The following is a 22,217-nucleotide window of genomic DNA, read 5'->3' as shown; positions in this document are numbered from 1 at the left end:
ACCTTCGCGCGGAGTCCCGCGGAGCACGACCCGCCGCACCTCGCGGGGAGAGGGGCGCCGCCATCACTGCGTCCCTTCCGCGGGTGTCGCAGGCAATCCGGCCAAGCGGCCCAGCGGCGGCGCGAGGACGAGGTGCTCCGCCTCCTCGGCGCCGACCGGCTCGGCGAAGAGGTACCCCTGGCCGAACCGGCAGCCCATGGAGATCAGCGACTCCTGCTGCCTCACGTCCTCCACTCCTTCGGCGATCACCGTGAGACCGAGTGTGTCCGCGAGATGCGTTATGCCTTCGACCAGGGCGTACTGCTCGGGCGAGCGGCCCAGTTCGTCGACGAACGACTTGTCGATCTTGAGTATCGAGATCGGGAACTCACGTAGATAGCTCAGCGACGAGTAACCCGTTCCGAAGTCGTCAATCGCGATACGGATACCGAGGTCGGTGAGCGAACTCATCTCGGCCAGGATACGTTCGTCGTTGTACATCAGTACACTCTCGGTCAGTTCCAGTACGAGGGACGACGGTTCGATGCCGGAGAGATCCAGAGTGCGCCGGATCACGTTGTAGAACTCCTCGTCCCGGAACTGACGCGGTGACACGTTCACGCTGACGTAAGGGGCGTTGCGGTCGGCCGTCCCGCCGCGCAGCACGGAGTCCTCCCACCGGACCGTCTCGGCCGCTGCCTGGCCGAGCACCCAGGCGCCGAGCGGGACGATCTGACCGCTCTCCTCGGCCAGCGTGATGAACTGCTCCGGCAGCACCATGCCACGAGTTGAGTGGGGCCAGCGAACGAGCGCCTCGAAGCCGGCGATCCGCCCGCTGGTCAGCTCCACGATGGGCTGATACAGCACCATGAACGACGTCTCGATCGACGAACTGTCCAGGCCCGCCTGCAACCTGGCACGCTCGGCCATGCCGCTCTGCAGCTCCGGATGGTAGCGGCGCCACTGGCGCTTTCCCGCCGTCTTCGCCGAGTACAGCGCGAGATCGGCGTGTGTCAGCAGTTCGACGGAGTCGATGCTGTCCTCCGTCGTCGCGACGCCGACACTGGCGTACGTGGTCACCGGCCCCACACTGAGCCGGAACGGCTCGGCGAACACGGTCATCACGTGTTCGGTGAACCGCTCTACGCCCGCCGGCGTGGCGGAGCCCTCCACCAGCAGGGCGAACTCGTCGCCGCCGATGCGTGCGGCGGTGTCGGAGGCACGGACGGTGGTCTGCAGCCGGAGTGACAGCGCGACCAGGAGTTCGTCGCCCACACCGTGGCCGTGTATGTCGTTGACGACCTTGAAGTCGTCCACGTCGATGAAGAGCACGCCGACCACCGTGCCCTCGCGCTGAGCCTGCACGAGGGCGTGGTTGATCCGCTCCTGGAAGAGAACGCGGTTGGCCAGGCCGGTGAGCGAGTCGTGGAACGCCTGGTGGGTGAGTTCGCGTTCGAGCTTGCGCTGTTCGGTCACGTCCCGCAGGGTGAGCACCACCCCGCCTACGGTGGCCTCCTCGCGCAGGTCGCTCCACCTCACCTCGACCTCGATGGTCGCCCGGTCGGTGCGGACCATGCGCCAGTGCTCGCGCCTGGTCTGGTATTCGCGGTTCCGTATCCGGCCGAGCGTCTCGACCACCGCGCGGCTGTCCTGCGTCGGCACCAGATCGACGAGTTGGGCGCCTTCCAGGTTCGGAACGCCCAGCACCTGGTCGGCGGAGGGGCTGGCGTAACGGATCCGGTCGTCGTCGTCGAGGATCAGGATGACGTCGGAGGCGTTCTGCACCAGTGTGCGGAAGTACATCTCGCTGTTGCGCCGGTTGACTTCCTCGGCGAGGGCGACCCTTGCCACGGCAAGTGCCGTCTGCGCGGCGAGAGTCGCCAGCGTGTCGCGGAACACGAGGAGGTTGTGCTCGTCTCCGGCCACGATGAGTGCCCCGATGAGCGGATCGCGAGAGGGGTGATCCTGCGAGGTGAGCGGGCAGACCAGCGCATGGCTGGTGCGGGTCGGCTCTTCGTCCGGGCCTGTGAGGCGGGTGGCAAGATCGGGCCCGACACCGTCGAGGGCCACCAGGCGGTTCTCGCCGGACGCGATCAGTTCCCGTACGGCTGCGGTCACCGGTGCGGACAGCGGCCCGCGTACGTCGCCGTGCGCCCCGTTCACCCAGAGTGTGTTGTCCGGGACGACGGTGAGCAGCGCGGAACGCGGTGGGCCCCGCGGCACCAGCTCTGTCACCGCGGAGTGCACCGCGGCGGTCACGTCCCGCAGATCGCCCGCTCCGCCCAGCGACGACACCGCGTTGCGCAACACCTTCTCCCGGCCGACCGCCCGCCGGTGGGTCGCCACCACGCCCGCCAGACGGTAGAGCACGAGGAGGAAGAGCACGGCGGAGAACACTCCGATGACGCCGACGTTGGAACTCACGCCGCGCACCGCCTCCGTCAGGAGGATGGCCGGCGCGATCAACGACGCCAGGGTGAGCAGGCTCAGACGGCCCGTGCCGGTCTCCGGGCGCCATGCCACCGGCTGGGTCAGCGACCGCATGGTCGGATCGAGCGCGGCGGCCGCCCAGGCACCGTACAGGACGGCCCAGCCGAGATCGACCGCGGTACCCGTGCGCCAGGTCCCGTTCAGTTGAATAAGGCCGTAAGCCACGTCGGCGGTGAGCAGGCCGACAGTGCCCGCCGTGAGCAGCATGAGCGAGCGGCTCTTGCCACCACGGCCGGCGAGCAGGCGCAGCAGCATCGCCAGTACGAGGATGTCGCCGAGCGGATAGGCGATGGAGAACGTCTTCTGCACCCAGGTAAGACCCTCGAGGCGGGCGTACGGATCAATGAGGAACAGCCACGACAGCAGCGCCAGGCCGACTGTCAGCGTCAGCGCGTCGACAAGGCTCGCACGGTCACGCCAACCCGTGCGCCAGTGCACGAAGCCCAGCAGCCCGGCCGCATAGAGCGGATACGCCACGAGATAGAAGCCGTCGGCGATCGACGGGAACGGGACTTCCTCGTTGAGCAACTGGATGAGGATGATCTGGGCGGCCTGGCCCGCGGCGAAGGCGCCGTTTCCCGCGGCGAGCAACAGCCAGGGGAGACGATGCTCGGGACGGTTGAGAAGGACACCCAAGACAATACCGCTGACACCGATCGCTCCAATGGCGACGAAGATCAGCCGCTGTTCCGGAAATATATAGTAAAAGGCCGTCAGCGTGACGATGCATGCGCTGACAGCAGACATTGCGGCCCGGCTTCGCAGTCGCGCGTTCATCCCAATTAACCTCCTGGGAAGGCAACTTGTCGGGCGGACCGAGCTGGGCGAACGGCACCGGGCGACGGCGAACAAGCCCGTAGGATCGGGCTGGCAAAGGAGAATTCTGCGGGGCCCGGACTCGGCCCCGGTCGCCTGTGAAAAGATCATCGCTATACGCGGTCGCCGTTATAAGCGGTCGCCAGTATGCGGGCTCCTTCTCGCCGAGACATCGACGTGTCTTCCATCAAGCTAACTCGGCGCGCCATTTCTCGCATGTGCAAGGCGAGATACCGCGTCGCGTGCGGGATAATGCGCCATGCGTGAAAGTGGAGTGCAAGGAGGACGCAGTAACCGGGCCGGATTCGCCCAGTGACGATCGGCTCCTGACGGAGCGTGGAGTCCATGCTCTCCGATTACCGCCGAATCTTCTCTCCTGCAGGCAGTCTGCTCTTCTCCACCGCAGGCTTCGTTTCACGCCTACCGCAGTCGATGATCGGCGTCGGGATCGTCACCATGCTGTCGCAGCTCGGCAGTGAGTACTGGCTCGCCGGCTCGGTATCCGCCGCGCAGACGCTCGCCGCCGCGGCGATCGGACCGCAGATCTCCCGGCTGGTCGACCGTCACGGCCAGCGCCGGATCGTCCTCCCGGCGACGGCTGTGACGGTCGCCGCCATCTGCGCGCTGCTGCTGTGCGCCCGGTACGCAACCCCGGACTGGACGCTGTACGTCGCGGCGGCGGCAGCGGGCTGCATGCCCAGCATGGGCGCGCTCGTCAGGTCCCGCTGGTCGGAGATCCACCGCGAGTCACCGCGGCTGCTGCACACCGCGTACTCGCTGGAGTCGGTGCTCGACGAAGTGGTCTACGTCCTCGGCCCGATCCTGGCAATCACGCTGTCGACCAGGGGCAGCGCCGAGGCCGGACCGTTGACGGCCGCGATCCTGCTCGCCGTCGGCGTCCTGCTGTTCGCCGCCCAGCGGCGTACGGAACCGCCGGTGCGCCCCGAGCCGCAACGCGCCGGGGGATGGGCGCTACGCATCCCGGGACTCGGCCTGCTGGTGCTGACGGTGACGTCGGTGGGCGCGTCCTTCGGTTCGGTGGAGGTCGTGACCGTGGCGTTCACCGACGCCCACCATGACAAGGCGCTCTCCGGACTGCTGCTGGGCGCTTACGCGTTCGGCTCGGGCCTGGCGGGCGCGGTCTTCGGCGCGATCAGGCCACGGGGGGCGATCACGCGGCGTTTGCTGGTCAGCGTCTGGGCGATGGCGGTAACGGTGGCACCGCTGCTGTTCACGCCGGGTCTCGCGGCACTGGCGGGGATGCTCTTCGTGGCGGGCATGGCCATCGCGCCGATCCTGATCACCACGATGGGGCTGGTGGGCCGCCTGACGCCGGCCTCCCGGCTCACCGAGAGCATCACCTGGATCGTCTCCGGCCTCTCCGTCGGGGTGGCGCTGGGCTACGCCACGTCCGGGTGGGTCGTCGACACGGCCGGGGCGTCGGCGGGCTACCAGGTGTCTTGCGCGGCGGCCCTGCTCGCCGCCTCGACGGTCTCCCTCGCCCTGCCACGGCTGACCCGCGCCGAGGCGCAGTGACCCGAAGCTCACGAGCAGCGGATTCAGTCCCGTGAGCCGGAATCGACGCTCCTACCTCGTGAGGAACGTTCCCACAGGTCAGGAACATTCCGCGACTGCGGCTGCAGTACCAGGCCTCGGCTCCCGGCTCACGCCAGAAGGTTCCGGTACAGCGCCGCGTACCCCGACCTGAACCGTGCCGGACCGAAGCGTTCCTCGACCGTGGCGCGGCCGCGTTCCGCGAGCTTCTCCCACCACCAGGGGCGGTCCAGGAGCTGGAGCAGGAGATGGCCGGCGCGGTGGGGGACGGGGGCGCGCAGGACGGCGTCCTTCAGTGGAGAGAACTGGGGGAGGTCGCTCATGATGACGGGGCGTCCGGTCGCGAGGGCCTTGAGGACGGTGAAGGGGACGTCCGGCCGGCCGCCGAGAGTCTGCGGGAGATGCAGCACGATGTCCGAGACGGCCAGCAGCCCGGGCAGGTCCTCCACGCTGCCGAGCACCTCGCTGGCGTGAAGTCCCTCCTGGGCCGCCCGCGAGCGCAGCGCCTGCTCCAAGCGGCCGACGTGCTGTCCGGGGCGCCCCTGGACGGCGAGGATCAGCTGAAAACGGGCTCCCGCGCGAGCGGCGACCGCCGCCGCGCCGATGGCCTCGTACGCACCGCCGCCCGGGTCGTGATGGCCCGTGGCCAGGACGATCGGCGGATCCCTGACCGACCGGGGCCGCAACTGCCACTCCGCCGGCTCGATCATGGGACCGATGACCGGCACCTTGCCGAAGCCCGCCGCGCCGAGCGCCCGGGCCGTCACCTCGGACAGCGCCACAGTGGGGCCGAGGGGCCGGGACCGCGCGAGCAGAGCCGGGTCCCAGACGCCGGGGACCGTGTGCAGGACCGGCCGCCCGTGGAGCAGCGGGAGCCAGAGGCGGGAGAACGCGGGGAAGCCGGGACTGATGGACAGCACGGCGTGCACAAGATCGGCCCGCCGCGCCAACCGGGCGCCGACCGCCGCCACTTGGAGTCGCTCCGGCAGGCCGGGAGCGCCGTTCCGCGACACCTTCGGCACCGAGCGGCCACGCCAGGCGGCGGCCGGCTCCCGCCCGCGCCGGAACCAGAAGTGGTCCACCTCCGGCATGGCCGGGGCGAGGCTCAGCGCCAGCTCGCCTTCTTCTCCGTCCCCGACGTCGAGAGGGACACTGGTGAGGAGCAGTACGCGGGGTCTGCGGGCGTCAGCTGCCATGGCAGCCCCCCGCGGATGATGTCTCCTGGTCGCCCGCTCCGTCTCCCGCGTCGCTCCCTCGGCGATCGCCGACCGTGCGTGAGGAGGCCGTACGCGCACGCCTGGGCCGCCGAGCTGTCCGGGCCCGGCACGGCGCCGACCGGCGCAGCGGGGTGCGGACGATGCGATCCGAGGCCCGGCGCAGCGGGTGGACAGCGCAGGGAGAACCGGAGCGCCGCGAGCCGGGGGAGACAGGCCGGTCCGTCGCACGCCGTAGCGGGTGCGAGACCACACGTGCCGGAAATCGGCTCGCCCATCGGGACATCGACACGTCCTGCCGAAGGAACTGAATGCCCTGCTACCACAGCCTTAACACTGCACCAGGGCCCCGTCAAACGCACATGTTCCCTTTCAAGCTTTCCCCTCCTGCCCTTCTGCGTCTCGTCTCCTAGAATTCTTGTCATGGCAGGTCGAATCGAGGACTACGCCCTCATCGGAGACCTGGAGACGGCCGCTCTGGTCGGCAGGGACGGGGCGATCGACTGGATGTGCCTGCCGCGATTCGATTCCCCCGCCTGTTTCGCCGCACTGCTCGGCGGCGAGGACAACGGCCGCTGGCGGATCGCCCCGGCCGAAGCTGTCTCGCGACGGTGTGACCGCCGCGCCTACCGGGGTGACACGCTGATCCTGGACACGGTCTGGCAGACGGCGGACGGTGCCGTGCGCGTGACCGACTTCATGCCGCCCCGCCAGGGAGTTCCCCGTCTCGTACGCCTGGTGGAAGGACTCGCGGGCCGCGTCGAGATGCGCGGGGAACTGCGGCTACGGTTCCTCAACGGTCAGGTGGTGCCCTGGACCCGGGGCGTCGACGCGCACACGGTGACCGCGGTCGCCGGACCCGACGCCGTCCTCGTGCGATGCGACGCAATTCCGCAATCCGGCGGCGACGAATCGTGTTTCTCTCTCAGCGATTCCTGTATTCACTCGACGTTCACGCTCTCGGCCGGACAGCGAAGGGCATTCGTCCTCGACTGGAGCCCCTCCCACATGCCGCGGAATCCACGCGGGGACACCACCGAACTCCTCGCCGGAACACAGGAATTCTGGCAGCAGTGGACGGCGAAGTGCACCTATCAAGGCCCTTGGCGCGACGCGGTGCTCCGGTCCCTCATCACACTCAAGGCACTGATTTACGCACCCACCGGAGGAATGGTGGCCGCCGTCACCACCTCACTGCCCGAATGCCTCGGCGGGGAACGCAATTGGGACTACCGCTTCTGCTGGCTCCGTGACTCCACCTTCACGCTGTCCTGCCTCCTTCGCACCGGCTACCGCGACGAAGCCGTCGCCTGGCGGAACTGGCTGGTCCGCGCCGTTGCCGGCCAACCCGACGACCTCCAGCCGACGTACGGGGTGTCAGGCCAGCGGAGGCTACCCGAGAAACCGGCCGGCTGGCTCGACGGATACGAGGGCTCCCGCCCCGTCCGCTTCGGCAACGCGGCCGCCGACCAGCTCCAACTCGACGTCTACGGCGAGGTGCTCAACACCATCTACTCCGCGGTGCGCGCGGGCATACCCATCGACCACCACATGTGGAGCGTCGTCGCCTCGCTCATGGGCCACCTGGAGCGGCACTGGCGGGAACCCGACGTGGGACTGTGGGAAGTACGCGGCCCGCCACGGCACTTCGTGCACTCCCGGATCATGTCCTGGGTCGCCGCGGACCGGGCACTGCGGATGGCGCGGATCGCGGGACTGCGGAGTTCGGCGGAGCGCTGGCGGGGGATGCGCCAGGCCATCCACGACGAGGTGTGCCGCGAGGGCTGGGACGCCGAACAGCACAGCTTCGTGCAGGCGTACGGCTCCCGCGACCTCGACGCGTCCGCCCTGCTGCTGCCCAAGCTCGGCTTCCTGCCTCCCGACGACCCCCGGGTCCACGGCACCCTGTCGGCCGTGGCCCGCACCCTCGGCGACCACGGCTTCCTGCGGCGCTACACCGACGGCGGCCGTGAAGGAGCCTTCCTCGTCTGCTCCTTGTGGTTCGCCGACGCCCTCCGGGCGACCGGCCGCCGCGAGGAGGCGGACGCCGTGTTCGAGCGCGTACTGGACACCCGCAACGACGTCGGGCTCCTCTCGGAGGAGTGGGACCCGGTCGCCCACCGCCAACTCGGCAACACCCCCCAGGCGTTCAGCCACGTCAGCCTCGTCAACACCACCTTCGCCCTGCACGGCACGCGCAGCGAGGCGCGGCGCCGGCCGGTGTAAGGGCTCGGGGTATCGGGCCGGCGGTCAGCCGCGCACGTGCAGCCCGAAACCCGTGCGGCCCGTCGGCTCCAGTCCCTCCTTCAGGTGCAGCGAGGGGATCTCGTAGTCGCCGAAGTTCTGCCGCCGGAACGCGATCGGCTCGGTCGACTCCAGGGTGAGCAGGCGCTGCTCCCATGCCTTGGCGACGTCCGGGTAGTCCTCGACGCTCATCCGGTCGGTGCCGTACAGCACGAACGGAGGCAGCACCTCGATGCCCGGGTAGTAGAGGATGCCGTGGTGGATCGGAAACAGCAGATCGTCGATGGGGCCGTTGATCCCGCGAGCGGCGTAATGCGACTCCGGGCCGCCGGCGGTCACCGACAGCAGGGCCTTCCTGCCCGCGAGGGTGCCTTCGCCGAAGCGCTCGCCGTACTTGGTGTCGCTGTGTTCGCCGACGCCGTACGCGAAGTGGTAGGTGAACACCCGGTCCACCCAGCCTTTGAGGATCGCGGGCATCGTGTACCACCACAGCGGGAACTGGAAGATGATTGTGTCGGCCCACAGCAGCTTCTCCTGCTCGGCGAGGACGTCCGGGGTGAGCGTCCCGGCGTCGAAGGCCCCGCCCGAGTCCAGGGCGACCTTCAGCGGACTTGAGGCGTTGGGGCCGTAGTCCGCGGCGTCCACGACCGCCTTCCAGTTCATCGCGTACAGATCGCTCACCCGTACCTCGTGCCCGGCGGTCTCCAATGTGGACACCGCGAGGTCCTTCAGCGAGCTGTTGAGCGACTTCGGCTCGGGGTGGGCGTAGACGATCAGCGTCTTCATGGGAACTCCTTCGGATCGGTGCCTTCGATCCTGGGCGCCGCGGCGCCCGGCGTTCAGGGGCGCCTCTTCCATCGGACGGGACTTCCTGGTACCGGCAGGACCACCTTCACGGGCACCGCCGAGGCCATACTGGAGGCATGGACGATCTTGCGGGCTTCCTGCGGACCCGGCGTTCCCGGGTCGACCCGGCGGCCGTCGGCATCCCCACCGACAGCCGTCGCCGGGTGGAAGGGCTGCGCCGGGAAGAGGTCGCCCACCTGTCCGGAGTCAGCGTCGACTACTACGTACGCCTGGAACAGGGCCGCGCGACCCAGCCCTCCGAGCAGGTCCTCGACGCGCTCGCCGGCGTCCTCGGCCTCGACGAGACCGAACGCGGGCACCTCTACCGGCTCGCCCGACAGCGCCGCCGCCGCGCGAAGGCGCCGGGCGGGCGCATCCGGCCGGAGCTGCTGCGCGTCCTCGAACTGGTCGCCGACGCACCCGCGCTGATCATGGACCACCGCCTGGACGTACTCGCCGGGAACCGCCTCGCCGGGCTCCTCTACGGTCGGGCGATGCCCGGCCTGAACACCGCCCGGCACATCTTCCTCGAGGAGTCCGAGCGCGGCCTTTACGCGGACTGGAAGAAATGCACCCTCGACGTGGTCGGGCACCTGCGCCTGGCCGCCGGCAAATACCCGGAGGACCCACGCCTGGCCTCGCTCATCGGCGAGCTGGCGATGGGCAGCGAGCGCTTCCGCCGCCTTTGGGCCCGCGCGGACGTGCGCGCCCGCACGCATGGACTCAAGGCGTACCGGCACCCGTTGGTCGGATTGCTGGAACTCCACCAGGAGAACTTCGCGCTACCGGACGGATCGGGCATGGAGCTGCTGGTGCTGTCCGCGGCCCCCGGCAGCCCCGCCGAGGACGGGCTGCGCCTGCTCGCGGGCCTGGGCGCGGACAGCGATGACGCGCATCCCACGCTGAACGCTCAGGTCCACGAGTAACTCAACTCAACGACGCCCAACCACCGTGGCCCAGCCGCTCCTGCTGCCGTACATGCCGCTTCATGACGATTGCGGGGACACCGAGCGCCAGCAGCACCGGGATCGCGGCGGCGATCCCGAACCAGAGGAAGAGCGCGAGATAGCCGTGGGCGGCGTTGTCCACGTCCGCGTCCGCCTTCACCAGGAAGACGATGCTGACCACGAACGCCACCACCATGAGACCCGCGACGGCGATCGCGAGCCAGAGCAGGACGCCGGCCCAACGCCGGTACCCGGCACTGACCTCCTGGTACCGCGGCGGCCCGTACCCGCCGGGCGGACCGGGCAAGGGCCTTGGCGCCGGGCGTTGGGCCGGCCACTGATCAGACATGAGGCCCAGTTCTACGGTGCGCGGCCCCGGAACACCGGCTTCCGCCGCCACAGCACGCACCGCGCCGGAGCGTCGTGGATCACCGTGAGCCCGGATCCGCCCACGCGAGACCGTCCTCCGTCGCGACCAGGCCGCCGGGAGACAGGGGTGCCTCGTCCTCCAGGGGGCCGCCGAAGACGCCCCGTTCCTGCAGGACCGTGCCCTCTTGGAAGACCTGACGGATGTTGGCGGACTCGAAGAGGGGATTGCGCAGGCCGTCGGAGTCCGGGAGACGGCCCACCGCCTGGTCGAGGGCCGAGGAGGCCGCCGTCAGACGGGTGCCCGCCTGGCTGGGCGCGATGAGCGACGCGTCGCCGGACGACAGGCCGCCGACCAGCTCGACGAACGCCTCCAGTTCCGTGGCGCCGACGTTGGTGACCTTGCGTGCCTTCCAGAAGTACGACCGCTCGTCCTCGTGCATGTCGTAGAAGGAGACCAGGAACTCGTAGAACAGGCCGTACTCGTGGCGATAGCGGGCCTCGAACTCGTCGAAGCAGCGGTCCTCGTCCAGAGTTCCGGCGGTCCCGGCGAGGACGCTGTTGATCGACCGTGCCGCGAGCAGGGCGCCATACGTGGCGAGGTGCACACCGGAGGACAGGACCGGGTCGACGAAGCACGCCGCGTCACCGGTCAGCACCATGCCGGGCCTCCACAGCCGGGACTTCCAGTACGACCAGTCCCTGCGCACCCGGACCTGGTCGTACGGTGCCTCGGTCGCCTGCGGGACCCCGTCGACGAAGCCCCGGACTTCGGTGCACGAGTCGATCAGGCGGCGCCACGCGGCCGCCGGGTCCCGCTGGATCGCCGCCGCGTTCTCCCGGCTCACCACCGCTCCCACGCTCGTCAGGTCGTCCCGGAGCGGGATGTACCAGATCCAGCCCTCGTCGAAGGCCGCGCAGAAGATATTGCCGTCGTTCGGTGCCGGCAGGCGCTTGCCGCCGGCGAAGTAGCCGAACACCGCGATGTTCCGGAAGAAGTCGGAGTACGTCCGCTTCCCGCCGACATGCGTGTGGATCCTGCTGCCGTTGCCGGAGGCGTCCACGACGTACCGGGCCCTCGCCTCGCGTGTCCCGCCGTCCGGGCCGGTCCAGCTCACGCCGCGGACCCGCTCCTCGTCGGCGAGCACGGTCGTGACGCGGCAGCCTTCCCGTACGTCCACACCGAGTCGGCGGGCGTTGTCCAGGAGGATCGCGTCGAACCGGGACCGTTCGACCTGGTAGGCGAACGAGGTCGGGTCGGCCAGCCGGGGCGACAGTGCGAAGGAGAACTGCCACGGGTCCCGGTTCCGTCCCCAGCGGAAGGTGCCGCCGCGCTTGAGCTTGAAGCCCGCCCGCGCCACCTCGTCCTCGACGCCCAGGATGCGGCACACGCCGTGCACGGTGGAGGGGAGCAGCGACTCCCCGATCTGGTACCTGGGGAACCTGTGCTGCTCGACGAGGAGTACGCGGTGGCCCCGCATGGCGACGGCCGCCGAAACCGTCGCGCCGGCCGGACCGCCTCCGACGACGATGACGTCGTACTCCTCCGCGGGCTTCCGCTCCGTGTTCCTCTCCATGTTGCTCTCTGTGTGCTTCGAGAGACTCACCGGTTTCCTTTCGCCGTGCTTGAGTTCGCCGTGCGTGAGCTCGTCGTACGTGGGGCGATCCAGGTACGGATGGCCGACGCCGTGGTCCCGGCGTGCTCCCGCATCATCGTCAGGTGGTCGCCGGGCACGTCCACGCAGTCGTGCGGCAGCGGCCAGGACGTCCGCCAGTTCCCGTTCCGCCCGTCCGCAGAGGCCGCCATGGCCGGGGCGGGGTCCATCGCGCGCACCAGGAGCGTGGGGGTGTCGACCGGCTCGGGTTCCCAGCCGAGGAAGATGCGGTTGTAGGCGCCCATCGCGGCCAGTACGCCGTCGTCGTCCGCGGCGAACGAGGGCTGTCCGAGGACCTGGACTGCCGGGGCGGCCAGGGAGACCAGCCACTCCTTGTCGGTGTTGTCCGCGTTGATGTGGTACGTGTCGATCAGGACGAGGCCGGCGGGAGCCATGCCGATGCTCTCCAGGTGGTGGGCCACGGTGTGGGCGACATTGCCGCCCGCGGAACCTCCCACGATCACGAAGGGCCTGTCCCCGACATGCCGCAGCACAGTCTCGGCGTGCGTGCGAGCCAGCGTCGCGTGGTCCTCCGGCACCGCAGCGCCCGCACCGATGCCGGGGTGCGGGAATTCCAGGACGTCCAGATCGCCCTGGAAGTGGCCGTGGAAATGGGGGAGTTCGCCGCCTTCCGTCGGGGGCGAGGGGTGATAGGCGGGGAAGTAGACGATCGTCGGGCGGCCGGAGTCGCCGCTTCCGCCGGCGCGGCGGATCGGAGGTAGCGCGTGATCGCGGCATGCGGCGGCACCATACGTCGGCAGCGCATAGGACGCGGTGACCAGCATGTGCATCGCCGCCACCGCGTGACCGCTCTCGCTGACCTTCCGGAACAGCGAGGAGAGGGTGTGCGTGTGCGGCTCCGGCGTGTGCCGCTCCGGCTCCGGCGCAGGCAGCGAATCGTCCAGCAGGCCGAGGAGATGCCGGGCCAGTCCCTCCGCTGTGGGGTGCTCGAACACCGCGGCGGCGGACAGCCTGAGCCGCAGGGCCATGCTCAGCCGATTGCGGACCTGAACCGCCGTCAGGGAGTCGAAACCCAAGTCGGCGAAGGTTTTCCCGGTCGGCAGTGCGGCGGCGTCGGGGTATCCGAGCACCGCGGCCACGTCATCGCGCAGCAATTCCGCGAGCGCCGCCTGTCGTTCGTCGGCCGGCAGCCCGGCCAGCAGATTCCGCCACGCTCCCGGTTCCAGCACCTGCTGTGCGGAGCCGGTTCCGGGATCGGAACCTCGATGGGATCCGCCAGCCGTCGGCCGGACCGGGCGCCCCAGCCCTCGCAGCAGTGGCGGGAGGCCGTCCCCGGCGGACCGGAGGCTTGTCCGGTCCAGCAGGATCGGGGCCAGTACGGGCTCTCCCGCGCCCAGCGCCGCGTCGAACAGGGCCAGGCCCTGCGCCGGGGAGAGCGCCCGGAACCCGTCGCGGGAGCGGGAGGTCGAGGACTGTCCGCTCTCTGCGAGCTGGGCGGCCATGCCGCCGCCGTGCTCCCACAGGCCCCAGGCCAGGGAGACGGCAGGCAGCCCGAGTGCGGTGCGATGGCGGGCGAGTGCGTCCAGGAAGGAGTTCGCCGCCGCGTAGTTGCCCTGGCCGGCCCGGCCCAGCAGGCCCGACGCCGAGGAGAACAGGACGAACGCCGACAGGTCCAGATCCCGGGTCAGTTCGTGGAGGTTCCAGGCCGCGTCTGCCTTCGGCCGCAGTACCGCCGCCATCCGTTCGGGGGTCAGCGCGGCCAGTACGCCGTCGTCGAGGACGCCCGCGGCGTGCACGACGGCGGTCAGCGGGGGCTCGCAGCTCTTGATCATCTCGGCCAGCGCGGCGCGGTCGGCCGCGTCGCAGGCGACGATTCGGACCTCGGCCCCCAACTCCTCCAGTACGGTGCGCAGTTCCTCGGCTCCGGGGGCCTGCGCGCCGCGACGACCGGTCAGCAGCAGATGCCGTACGCCATGCGCGGTGACCAGGTGCCGGGCCACTTCGCCGCCCAGTGCGCCGGTGCCCCCGGTGATCAGCACGGTGCCGTCCGGACCGAACGCGCCGCCTCCGGTGTCCTGGCCCTCTGTGGCCGCCCCGACCAGTCGTGGAACGGTCATCCGCCCTGCCCGGACGGACAGTTGGGGTTCGCCCGTGGCCACCGCCGCGGGAAGCAGTCGCAGGGATTCGGGCCGGCCGTCCACGTCGACCAGGACGACGCGGCCGGGCAGTTCCGACTGCGCCGTACGCACCAGCCCCCAGACCGCGGCGCCTGCCAGGTCCGGCACGGGCGCGGTGGCGTCCCTCGTCACCACCACCATCCGTGACCCCGCGGTCCGCGGATCGTCCTGCCAGTTCTGCAGGGTCTGAAGCACCCTGCCGGTGAGGTGGTGTACGGCGGACAGCTGATCGGAATCCGTCGCCGGGCCGAGTGCCGTGACGGCCACGACGTCCGGTTCGGATGCCGTGGAGTCTGTGTCCGCGATGTCGGGGAGGAACTCGCCGAGGTCCAGCTCGTCCGGGCCGAGGACCGTCCAGACTCCGTTGTCCGTGTCCGTGTCCGTGTCCGTATCCGTGGGCGGCTCGACGGCGACCCAGTCGGGGCGCAGCAGGGCGCGTCGTACCGCGTCGTCCGCCAAGTGGCCCTGGTCGACGGGCAGTTCGCGAGTGGAGAGTGAATCGATCCGCGCCACCGGGTGGCCTTCCGGGTCGGCCAGCGTCAGCGTGACCGTGTCCGTCCCGGCCTTGGCGACTCGTACGCGCAGCTCCGAGGCTCCGGCTGCGTGCAGACGTACCCCGTTCCACGCGAACGGCACCCGGACCGCACCGGGTTCGGGGTCGGCGAGCAGGACGGTGTGCAGTGCCGCGTCCAGCAGCGCCGGATGCATCCCGAAGCGATGGGCGTCCGCCGTCTGCGGCTCGGGGAGCCGTACCTCCGCGAAGAGTTCCTCGCCGCGCCGCCATATCGCCCGTACGCCCCGGAAGGCCGGTCCGTAGGCGAAACCGTCTTCCGCCAGGGTGTCGTACGCGTCGGAGAGGTCCACTTCGGCGGCGCCCTGCGGCGGCCAGGTCGTCAGCCCGCTCTCCGTCCCCTGGGGCGCTGCCCGGCCCAGCAACCCGGTGACATGCCGGGTCCAGTCGGCCTCCGGTCCTTCTGCCGCGGATTCCTCGGGCCGGGAGTAGATCTCGACCGGGCGGCGGCCGGATTCGTCCGCCGCCCCCACGACGACCTGGACGCGTATCCCCGTCGTGGCGGGCAGAACGAGCGGTGCCAGGACCACGAGTTCGTCCAGCATGTCGCAGCCGACCGCATCGCCCGCCCGGACGGCCATCTCCACGAACACCGTCGCGGGTACGAGGACCGTCCCGGCGATCACATGGTCGGCGAGCCAGGGATGGTGCGCGGTGGAGAGGAGCCCGGAGAGCACGGTCCGGTCGGTGCCCGGTACCGCGAATGCCGGGCCGAGCAGGTGGGCGTCGGCCGTTGTCTCGGGGGTGTGCGGTACGTCCAGCCAGTACCGCTGCCGTTGGAAGGCGTACGTCGGCAGGTCGACCCGTCGCTCCCCGGTGTTCGCGTACACCGTCGGCCAGTTGACCTTCATCCCACGTACGTGCAGCCGGGCCACGGCGGACAGCAACGTCGCCGTTTCCCGCTCACCGCCCCGTGTGGCCGCGACGCACTCTCCGGCGACACCACCGTCCGCGACGGTCAGGCACTCCTCGGCCATCGCCGTGAGCACCGGACCGGGCCCGAGCTCCAGAAAGGCGGAAACCCCCTCGTCGTCCAGGCACCGCACGGCGTCGGCGAACCGCACCGGCAGGCGGGCGTGCCGCACCCAGTACTCGGGGGAGCACAGCTCCTCGGCGTCCGCCTGCCGCCCCGTCACGGCGGAGATCAGCGGGATCCGCGGCGGCCGGAAGGTCAGCCCTTCGGCGACCCGGCGGAACTCGTCGAGCATCGGCTCTATCAAAGGCGAGTGGAAGGCGTGGCTGACGCGCAGGCGTACGGTCCTGTGTCCGCGCGCCTCGAACCCGGCCGCGACGGCGAGTACGGCGTCCTCCGCGCCGGAGATCACCACCGACTCCGGCCCGTTCACGGAGGCGATCGCCACCTGGTCCCCGACGTCCGCCAGCGCGGGCAGGACCTCCTCCTCGGCCACGTGCAGGGCGACCATCGCCCCGCCCTCGGGCAGTGCCTGCATCAGCCGGCCGCGGGCGGCGACGAGCGCCGCGGCGTCGGCCAGGTCCAGGACGCCGGCGACGTGGGCCGCCGCCAATTCCCCCACGGAGTGTCCGGCCAGGAAGTCGGCCCGCACGCCCCATGACTCCAGCAGCCGGAACAGTGCGACCTCAAGGGCGAGCAGAGCGGCCTGAGTGAAGTCCGTACGGTCGAGCAGGGCGGCCTCGGGCGAATCCTGCTCGGCGAACATCGCCGTACGCAGCGGTCGTTCGAGATGCTGGTCCAGCTCCCGGCAGACGTCGTCGAAGGCCGTGGCGAAGACGGGGAACGTCCTATGCAACTCCTGTCCCATACCGGCGCGTTGAGCTCCCTGGCCGGTGAACAGGAATGCCGTCCGGATAGCCGGATTCGCGATGCCGCTCACCGCGCCACCGTCCGTGCCGCCACCGAGTGCCCGCAGCTCTTGAAGCATCCGCGCCCGGTCCCCGGCCGGCACCGTCGCCCGGTGGGTCAATCCCGACCGTGACACGGCCAGCGTGAACCCGACGCCGGCGCAGGACAGTTCGGGCCGGGTCTCCACCGCGGCTGCCAGCCGTCGCGCCTGGGCGCGCAGGGCCGCTTCGTCGGCTCCGGAGACCAGCCAGGGCACCGCACCGCCATACGGCACGTCACTGTCGTGCGGAACTTCACCGTCGTACGGCACGTCACTGCCGTGCGGCACATCACCGTCGTACGGCAGCTCCTTCTCGGAGACCGGTCCGCCTGGTGACGGCGGGGGCTCCTCCAGGATCACGTGCGCGTTGGTCCCGCCGATCCCGAAGGCCGATACCCCGGCGCGGCGCGGCCGGTCCGCCGACGGCCACGGCCACGGCCGGGTCGACGTGAGCAGTTCCACCCGGCCGGAAGACCAGTCCGCATGCGGGGTCGGCGTCTCCACATGCAAGGTGCGGGGCAGCTCACCGTGCCGCATGGCCTGCACCATCTTGATCACGCCGGCGACCCCCGCTGCCGCCTGGGTGTGCCCGAGGTTGGACTTGACCGATCCCAGCCACAGCGGCGGCTGCTCTTCGGTCCGTCCCTGGCCGTACGTGGCCAGCAGCGCCTGTGCTTCGAGGGGGTCACCCAGCGTGGTCCCCGTGCCATGGGCCTCGACCGCGTCCACGTCGCCCGTGCGGAGTCCGGCATCGGCCAGCGCCTGCCTGATCAGCCGCTGCTGTGCCTGCCCGTTGGGCGCCGTCAGTCCGTTGGACGCGCCGTCGGAGTTGACCGCGGAACCGCGGAGCACGGCCAGCACCGGGTGACCGTTGCGCCGGGCGTCGGACAGCCGCTCCAGCAGCACCAGTCCCGCGCCTTCGCCCCAGGCGGTACCGTCCGCCGACGACGAGAACGACTTGCAGCGGCCGTCGGGGGAGAGGCCGCGCTGCCTGCTGAACGCCAGGAACGGCCTCGGCGTCGACATCACGGTGACGCCGCCGGCCAGGGCCAGTGAACACTCACCCGAGCGCAGCGCCCTCGCCGCCCAGTGCAGCGCCACCAGCGAGGAGGAGCACGCGGTGTCGACCGTGATCGCGGGACCACGCAAGCCGTACGCGTACGAGATCCGGCCGGAGGCCACGCTGCCGGCCGAGCCCAGGCCCAGATGCGCCTCCAGTTCGTGGGAGCGGGTGAACCGGGCGGAGTAGTCGCCGTACATCACCCCGACGAACACCCCCGTGTCGCTCTCCTTCAGCGACGCCGGGTCGATTCCGGCCCGCTCCCAGACCTCCCAAGAGGTCTCGAGGAGCAGCCGCTGCTGCGGGTCCATGGCCAGCGCCTCACGGGGCGAGATCCCGAACAGCCCCGCGTCGAACTCCGCGGCCCGGTGCAGGAATCCGCCGCTGCGGGTGTACGTGGTGCCGATCCGGTCGGGATCCGGGTCGTACAGCGCTGCCGGATCCCAGCCCCGATCGGCGGGGAACTCCGAGATCGCGTCCTTGCCTTCCGACACCAACTGCCATAGTTCTTCGGGGGAGTTGACGTCGCCGGGATAGCGGCAGCCCATCGCGACGATCACCACGGGGTCGTCACTGTCCGGTCCGGGATCCTGGAGAGGCGGGGCGTGGCGGCTGGTCTCGGGGGAGAAGAGGGCGTCCCGCAGGAAGCGGGCCACGTCGGCCGGTGTGGGGTGGTCGAAGACCAGCGTCGTCGGCAGGCGCAGTCCGGCCCGTGCGCTCAGGCGGTCGATCAGCGTGAGGGCGCCGATGGACGTCAGCCCGAGATCGGTGAAGGGGCTGTCCGCGTCGTGCCGGTCGTACGGTTCTTGTCCGCAGACCGCGGCCGTCTCGGTGAGTACCGTCTCGCGCAGGGCACGTTCCTGTGCCTCGCGTGAGAGAGGCAGGAGCCGGTCGCGCAGGGATCCGTCGGCCGGGGCAGCCGTCAGGGAAGCGGGGGTGAAGCGGACGTCGGGTGCGGGCCGGGCCAGGCCCGGGACGACCGCGTGACGGGCGATCTTGCCGGACGCGGTGCGCGGGACGGCGGCGATCTCGTGGATCTCGGCGGGAACCTTGTAGTCGGACAGCCGGGCGCGGCAGTCGGCCAGTACCCGCTGATGGTCGATCCCGTCCGGGCCGGGGACGAGGAAGGCGACCGGCACCTCACCGAGGACGTCATGCGGCATGCCCACCACCACGGCGTCGGTCACGCCGGGACAGCGCAGCAGGACCTCTTCGACCTCCGTGGGGTGGATGTTCTCGCCACCGCGGATGATCAGTTCGCTGACCCGGCCGGTGAGGACGAGATGCCCGTGCTCGACGCGGCGGCCGAGGTCCCCGGTGCGGTACCAGCCGTCCTTCAGCGCGGCGGCCGTCGCCTCCGGCTGGTTGTGATACCCGGACATGAGGCCCGGCCCGCGCACCCAGATCTCACCCTCGGCGCCGTCCCTGACATCGTTGCCCGTGCCAGGGTCGACGACCCGCACATCCACGCCCGGGACCGGTGCTCCACAGGAACCCTCGACGCGGGGACCCTCCGGTCGGTTCACGGCGATCATGCCGCAGGTCTCGGTGCTGCCGTACGCGTCGAGCAGCGGCGCCCCCAGCGCCTTCTCGACCGCCCGGCGCAACGACGGGGAACTCGGTGCGCCCGCCACGACGCACGTCCGCAACCCTGTTGGGGATGCCGGGGCCTGTCCGGCCGACGCCACCAGCTGGTGGTATGTCGCGGGCACCCCGGCCAGGACGGTGAAGGGACCGCCGAGCTCCTCCGGCGGTGCGTCGAGTGCTCGCAACAGGCCGCCGGGCGGCAGGAGTTCGTCGGCGATCCTGGCGCTCGCACCGACGGCGGTGACACCCAGGATCGCGAGGGAGTGGCCGAAGCTGTGGAACAGCGGCAGTGGCCAGAGCAGCCGGTCCTCGGGCGAGAGCCCGAAGATCGGCGCGTAGCAGGCCGCCACCGACCACAGGGCGCTGCGCTGCGTGGACACCACCCCCTTGGGGCGGTGGGTGGTGCCGGAGGTGTAGAGCATCCAGGCCGGCTCGTCGAGCCCGAGATCGTCCCGCGGCGCCTGGCCGGGCTCGTCGTCCTCGGCCGCGCTCTGGAAGAGGACCGTGCCGTCGGGGGCGTCCGCGGGGACCGGTCCCGTACCGGTGAGCAGGACGCGCAGTCGGCGGTACGCGGGACCCAGGCGGTGCAACTGCGCGAGGTGAGCGGAGTCGGTGACGACGACGGAAGCGCCGCTGTCCTGGAGGAAATGGGCGAGCTCGGAGTCGGAGCACCGGGGATTGAGCGGGACGCCGATCGCTCCCGCCCGGACAGCGGCGAGGCAACTCTCCACCATCTCCACGCGGTTGCCCAGGCAGAAGGCGACCCGGTCGCCGCGGCCGACGCCCGTCCGGGCGAGGTGCGCGGCCAGCCTGCCGGTGCGCCGTTCCAGCTCGGCGTAGGTGACGCTGCGTAAGGAGTCGGCGAAGGCGACACGTTCCCCCGATTCCTCGGCGTGCGTCTTCAACAACTCCGGCAGCGGCCGGATCAGCTCGTCGTGCCTCATGTTCCTGACTCTCCCGATGCCGCCAATATCCTTGCCTGACAATCATGTTGAGCCTATGCGGCGGACGGCGCGGAGATCGAGAAGGCATCGGGCGCGGCCGTGGCGGATAATCGCGGCATGCGGATCTCGGCGAAGGCGGACTATGCGGTACGGGCGGCGTTGGAGCTGGCGGCGGCAGGTGAGGACACGTCGGTCAAGGCCGAGGCGATCGCCCAGGCGCAGGGCATCCCGCACAAATTCCTGGAGGGCATTCTGGGCGACCTGCGCCGAGGCGGACTCGTGGTCAGCCAGCGAGGCGGCAAAGGCGGCTACCGGCTCGCCCGCCCCGCCGACTCGATCGCCATCGCGGACGTGATCCGGGTCGCGGACGGACCGCTGGTGTCCGTACGGGGCGTGCGCCCGCCCGAGCTCTCCTACTGCGGTCCCGCGGAATCGCTGCTGCCGCTGTGGATCGCGGTACGCGCCAACGTCCGGAAGATCCTCGGCGAGGTCACCCTGGCCGATGTAGCCGCGGCGAAGCTGCCCGACGAGGTCGTGGGTCTTGCCGAGGACCCTGGGGCTTGGACGAATCCCTAGACCGTGTGAGACGTGCAGGTCGCACGGCGCAGGGCCCGAGCAGGAACCCTGGACTTCGTCCAGCGTGGACTGACCAGCCGGGAGACACGGAGCGGTGCACTGTGGCTCGACCTGGTGTCGCTGCCGGAGCTGTCCTCGTACGGCTTCGCCCTGCGCTACCAGGGGCACTGGGGCGTACGGCTGCGCCTGGAGCGAGAGCTACAGATCGAGGTGCCGTCGTCCGACGCCTCACCGATCGACGTACGGCTGCAGGACTGCACGGTGTGCCTGCAGCCCGGGGAAACGGGGCGACTGGTGCTCTCGGAGTGATGGTTGGGTTCGGGTGCCCGACACCATGGCCAGTTGGGTTCCCCACTGACGGCCAAATCGATTACGCAGAGCGAGGATCAACGCGTCCGCTGACCTACGGGCCCTGACTCCTCCGCGGGCAACCCCGGATCCCGTGGAAACACGGGGATTGCGAGATTCAGTGTGCCCAACAGAAGCCAAACGGAACGAAGTGTTCCGACCATTTCCGGCTACGACACCCACCTTCGGATGCAGCGTCCGCTTTAAGGCTCGACTAGGTCCGACGGTATCGGCTGAACAGGAACCCGGCCTCCTCCAAGAGGGACACGAGTTCGAAGCGCTTCGGAACGGCGACCGAGGGCCCACCGGCAATGCGCTGCGCGTCCCCCGCGGTGAGCATCGGGGATATGGTCAGACACAGCTCGTCCAGCACTCCGGCCGCCATGAGCTGACCGAGTAGCCGGGGGCCGCCCTCCGTGAGCAGCCGGGTGTGGCCGAGGCCCGCGAGAGCGCGTACGGCCCGGGCAGGGTCCACGCCCATGCCGTCCCCTGCGATCACCACCTGGACGCCCGCTTTCTCGACCGTGGCGACCCGGTCGGGAGCCGCGGCGGCACCGGTCAGCAGCAGCGTGGGCACCAGCGGCGAGGTGAAGAGCGGCAACGAGAAGTCCAGGTCCAGGCTGGCGCTCACCACAGCAATGGCGGGCGCAGGACCGTGTCCGGCCGCCTCGCGGAGCGTCGCGAAGCCCTCACGCGCGCGTGCCGGACGGTAACCCTCCTGGCGTACCGTTTCCGCGCCCACGAGCACCACGTCTGCGAGCCCCCGCAACGTACCGAAGATCCGCCTGTCGGTGGCACTGGAAATGGGCAGCGAAAGCCCCTCGTGCTGGGCGGCCCCGTCGAGCGTCGACACCATGTTGGCGCGCAGCCAGGGCTCACGGCCGCCGGGGCCGGCCTCGGGGTACGCGTACGCCGAGGCAAGCTCGTCGAGGCTCCACTCGCGGTCACCGGAGCCGGAGCCAACGCCCGCACCACCAGCAGCCCCGTCCCCCATCCCGGGGCTGTCTCTTATACAAATCT

11 protein-coding genes and 1 pseudogene are annotated in these 22,217 nt (G+C 70.4%); 5 read left to right on the top strand and 7 right to left on the bottom strand.

Features of this window, described 5'->3' with window-relative positions; translation table 11 throughout:
- Positions 1 to 63: 63 nt before the first annotated feature.
- Positions 64 to 3,321, bottom strand: coding sequence for an EAL domain-containing protein (locus G6048_RS02500; RefSeq protein WP_165337735.1), 3,258 nt, complete (start codon positions 3,319 to 3,321; stop codon positions 64 to 66).
- A 309-nt stretch (positions 3,322 to 3,630) separates the two neighbouring features.
- On the opposite strand from G6048_RS02500, the gene G6048_RS02495 reads away from it, so the two are divergent.
- Positions 3,631 to 4,821, top strand: a complete 1,191-nt coding sequence (locus G6048_RS02495) for an MFS transporter (RefSeq protein WP_165337734.1) — start codon at positions 3,631 to 3,633, stop codon at positions 4,819 to 4,821.
- 128 nt (positions 4,822 to 4,949) lie between these two features.
- Here the strand turns inward: G6048_RS02495 and G6048_RS02490 are convergent, their stop codons facing one another.
- A complete protein-coding gene (locus G6048_RS02490; protein WP_165337733.1) occupies positions 4,950 to 6,035 on the bottom strand; it encodes a glycosyltransferase in 1,086 nt (361 codons plus the stop codon).
- A gap of 441 nt (positions 6,036 to 6,476) precedes the next feature.
- Between G6048_RS02490 and G6048_RS02485 the strand changes: the two genes are divergently transcribed.
- Complete coding sequence (locus G6048_RS02485; RefSeq protein ID WP_165337732.1) at positions 6,477 to 8,279, top strand: glycoside hydrolase family 15 protein; 1,803 nt, start codon at positions 6,477 to 6,479, stop codon at positions 8,277 to 8,279.
- A gap of 24 nt (positions 8,280 to 8,303) precedes the next feature.
- Here the strand turns inward: G6048_RS02485 and G6048_RS02480 are convergent, their stop codons facing one another.
- Positions 8,304 to 9,083 (bottom strand): NAD(P)H-dependent oxidoreductase, encoded by a 780-nt coding sequence (locus G6048_RS02480; RefSeq protein ID WP_165337731.1) that lies wholly within the window; start codon positions 9,081 to 9,083, stop codon positions 8,304 to 8,306.
- Positions 9,084 to 9,220: 137 nt separating this feature from the next.
- On the opposite strand from G6048_RS02480, the gene G6048_RS02475 reads away from it, so the two are divergent.
- Positions 9,221 to 10,069: a helix-turn-helix transcriptional regulator gene (locus G6048_RS02475; RefSeq protein ID WP_165337730.1), complete on the top strand. Its 849-nt coding sequence runs from the start codon at positions 9,221 to 9,223 to the stop codon at positions 10,067 to 10,069.
- Position 10,070: 1 nt separating this feature from the next.
- Here the strand turns inward: G6048_RS02475 and G6048_RS49155 are convergent, their stop codons facing one another.
- From G6048_RS49155 to G6048_RS02460, 3 genes are all read right to left on the bottom strand, one after another.
- Entirely contained in the window at positions 10,071 to 10,439 is a 369-nt protein-coding gene (locus G6048_RS49155) for a hypothetical protein (protein WP_235989429.1), read from the bottom strand.
- Between the two features lie 79 nt (positions 10,440 to 10,518).
- A complete protein-coding gene (locus G6048_RS02465) occupies positions 10,519 to 12,033 on the bottom strand; it encodes a tryptophan 7-halogenase (protein WP_165337729.1) in 1,515 nt (504 codons plus the stop codon).
- A 26-nt stretch (positions 12,034 to 12,059) separates the two neighbouring features.
- Positions 12,060 to 20,273, bottom strand: a complete 8,214-nt coding sequence (locus G6048_RS02460; RefSeq protein WP_165337728.1) for a type I polyketide synthase — start codon at positions 20,271 to 20,273, stop codon at positions 12,060 to 12,062.
- 117 nt (positions 20,274 to 20,390) lie between these two features.
- On the opposite strand from G6048_RS02460, the gene G6048_RS02455 reads away from it, so the two are divergent.
- Complete coding sequence (locus G6048_RS02455) at positions 20,391 to 20,849, top strand: RrF2 family transcriptional regulator (protein ID WP_165337727.1); 459 nt, start codon at positions 20,391 to 20,393, stop codon at positions 20,847 to 20,849.
- Between the two features lie 33 nt (positions 20,850 to 20,882).
- A pseudogene (locus tag G6048_RS02450) lies at positions 20,883 to 21,158 on the top strand (glycosyl hydrolase family 65 protein); the annotation flags it as partial.
- 253 nt (positions 21,159 to 21,411) lie between these two features.
- Here the strand turns inward: G6048_RS02450 and G6048_RS02445 are convergent.
- Positions 21,412 to 22,191 carry a pyrimidine reductase family protein gene (locus G6048_RS02445; RefSeq protein WP_165337725.1) on the bottom strand — a complete coding sequence of 260 codons (780 nt, stop codon included), beginning with the start codon at positions 22,189 to 22,191 and terminating at the stop codon, positions 21,412 to 21,414.
- Between the last annotated feature and the right edge of the window lie 26 nt (positions 22,192 to 22,217).

It is taken from the genome of Streptomyces ureilyticus, assembly GCF_011045025.1.
GTDB lineage: Bacteria > Actinomycetota > Actinomycetes > Streptomycetales > Streptomycetaceae > Streptomyces > Streptomyces ureilyticus.
The sequence above is the reverse complement of the archived record's forward strand: the minus strand, read 5'-3'. Positions and strand labels throughout refer to the sequence as shown.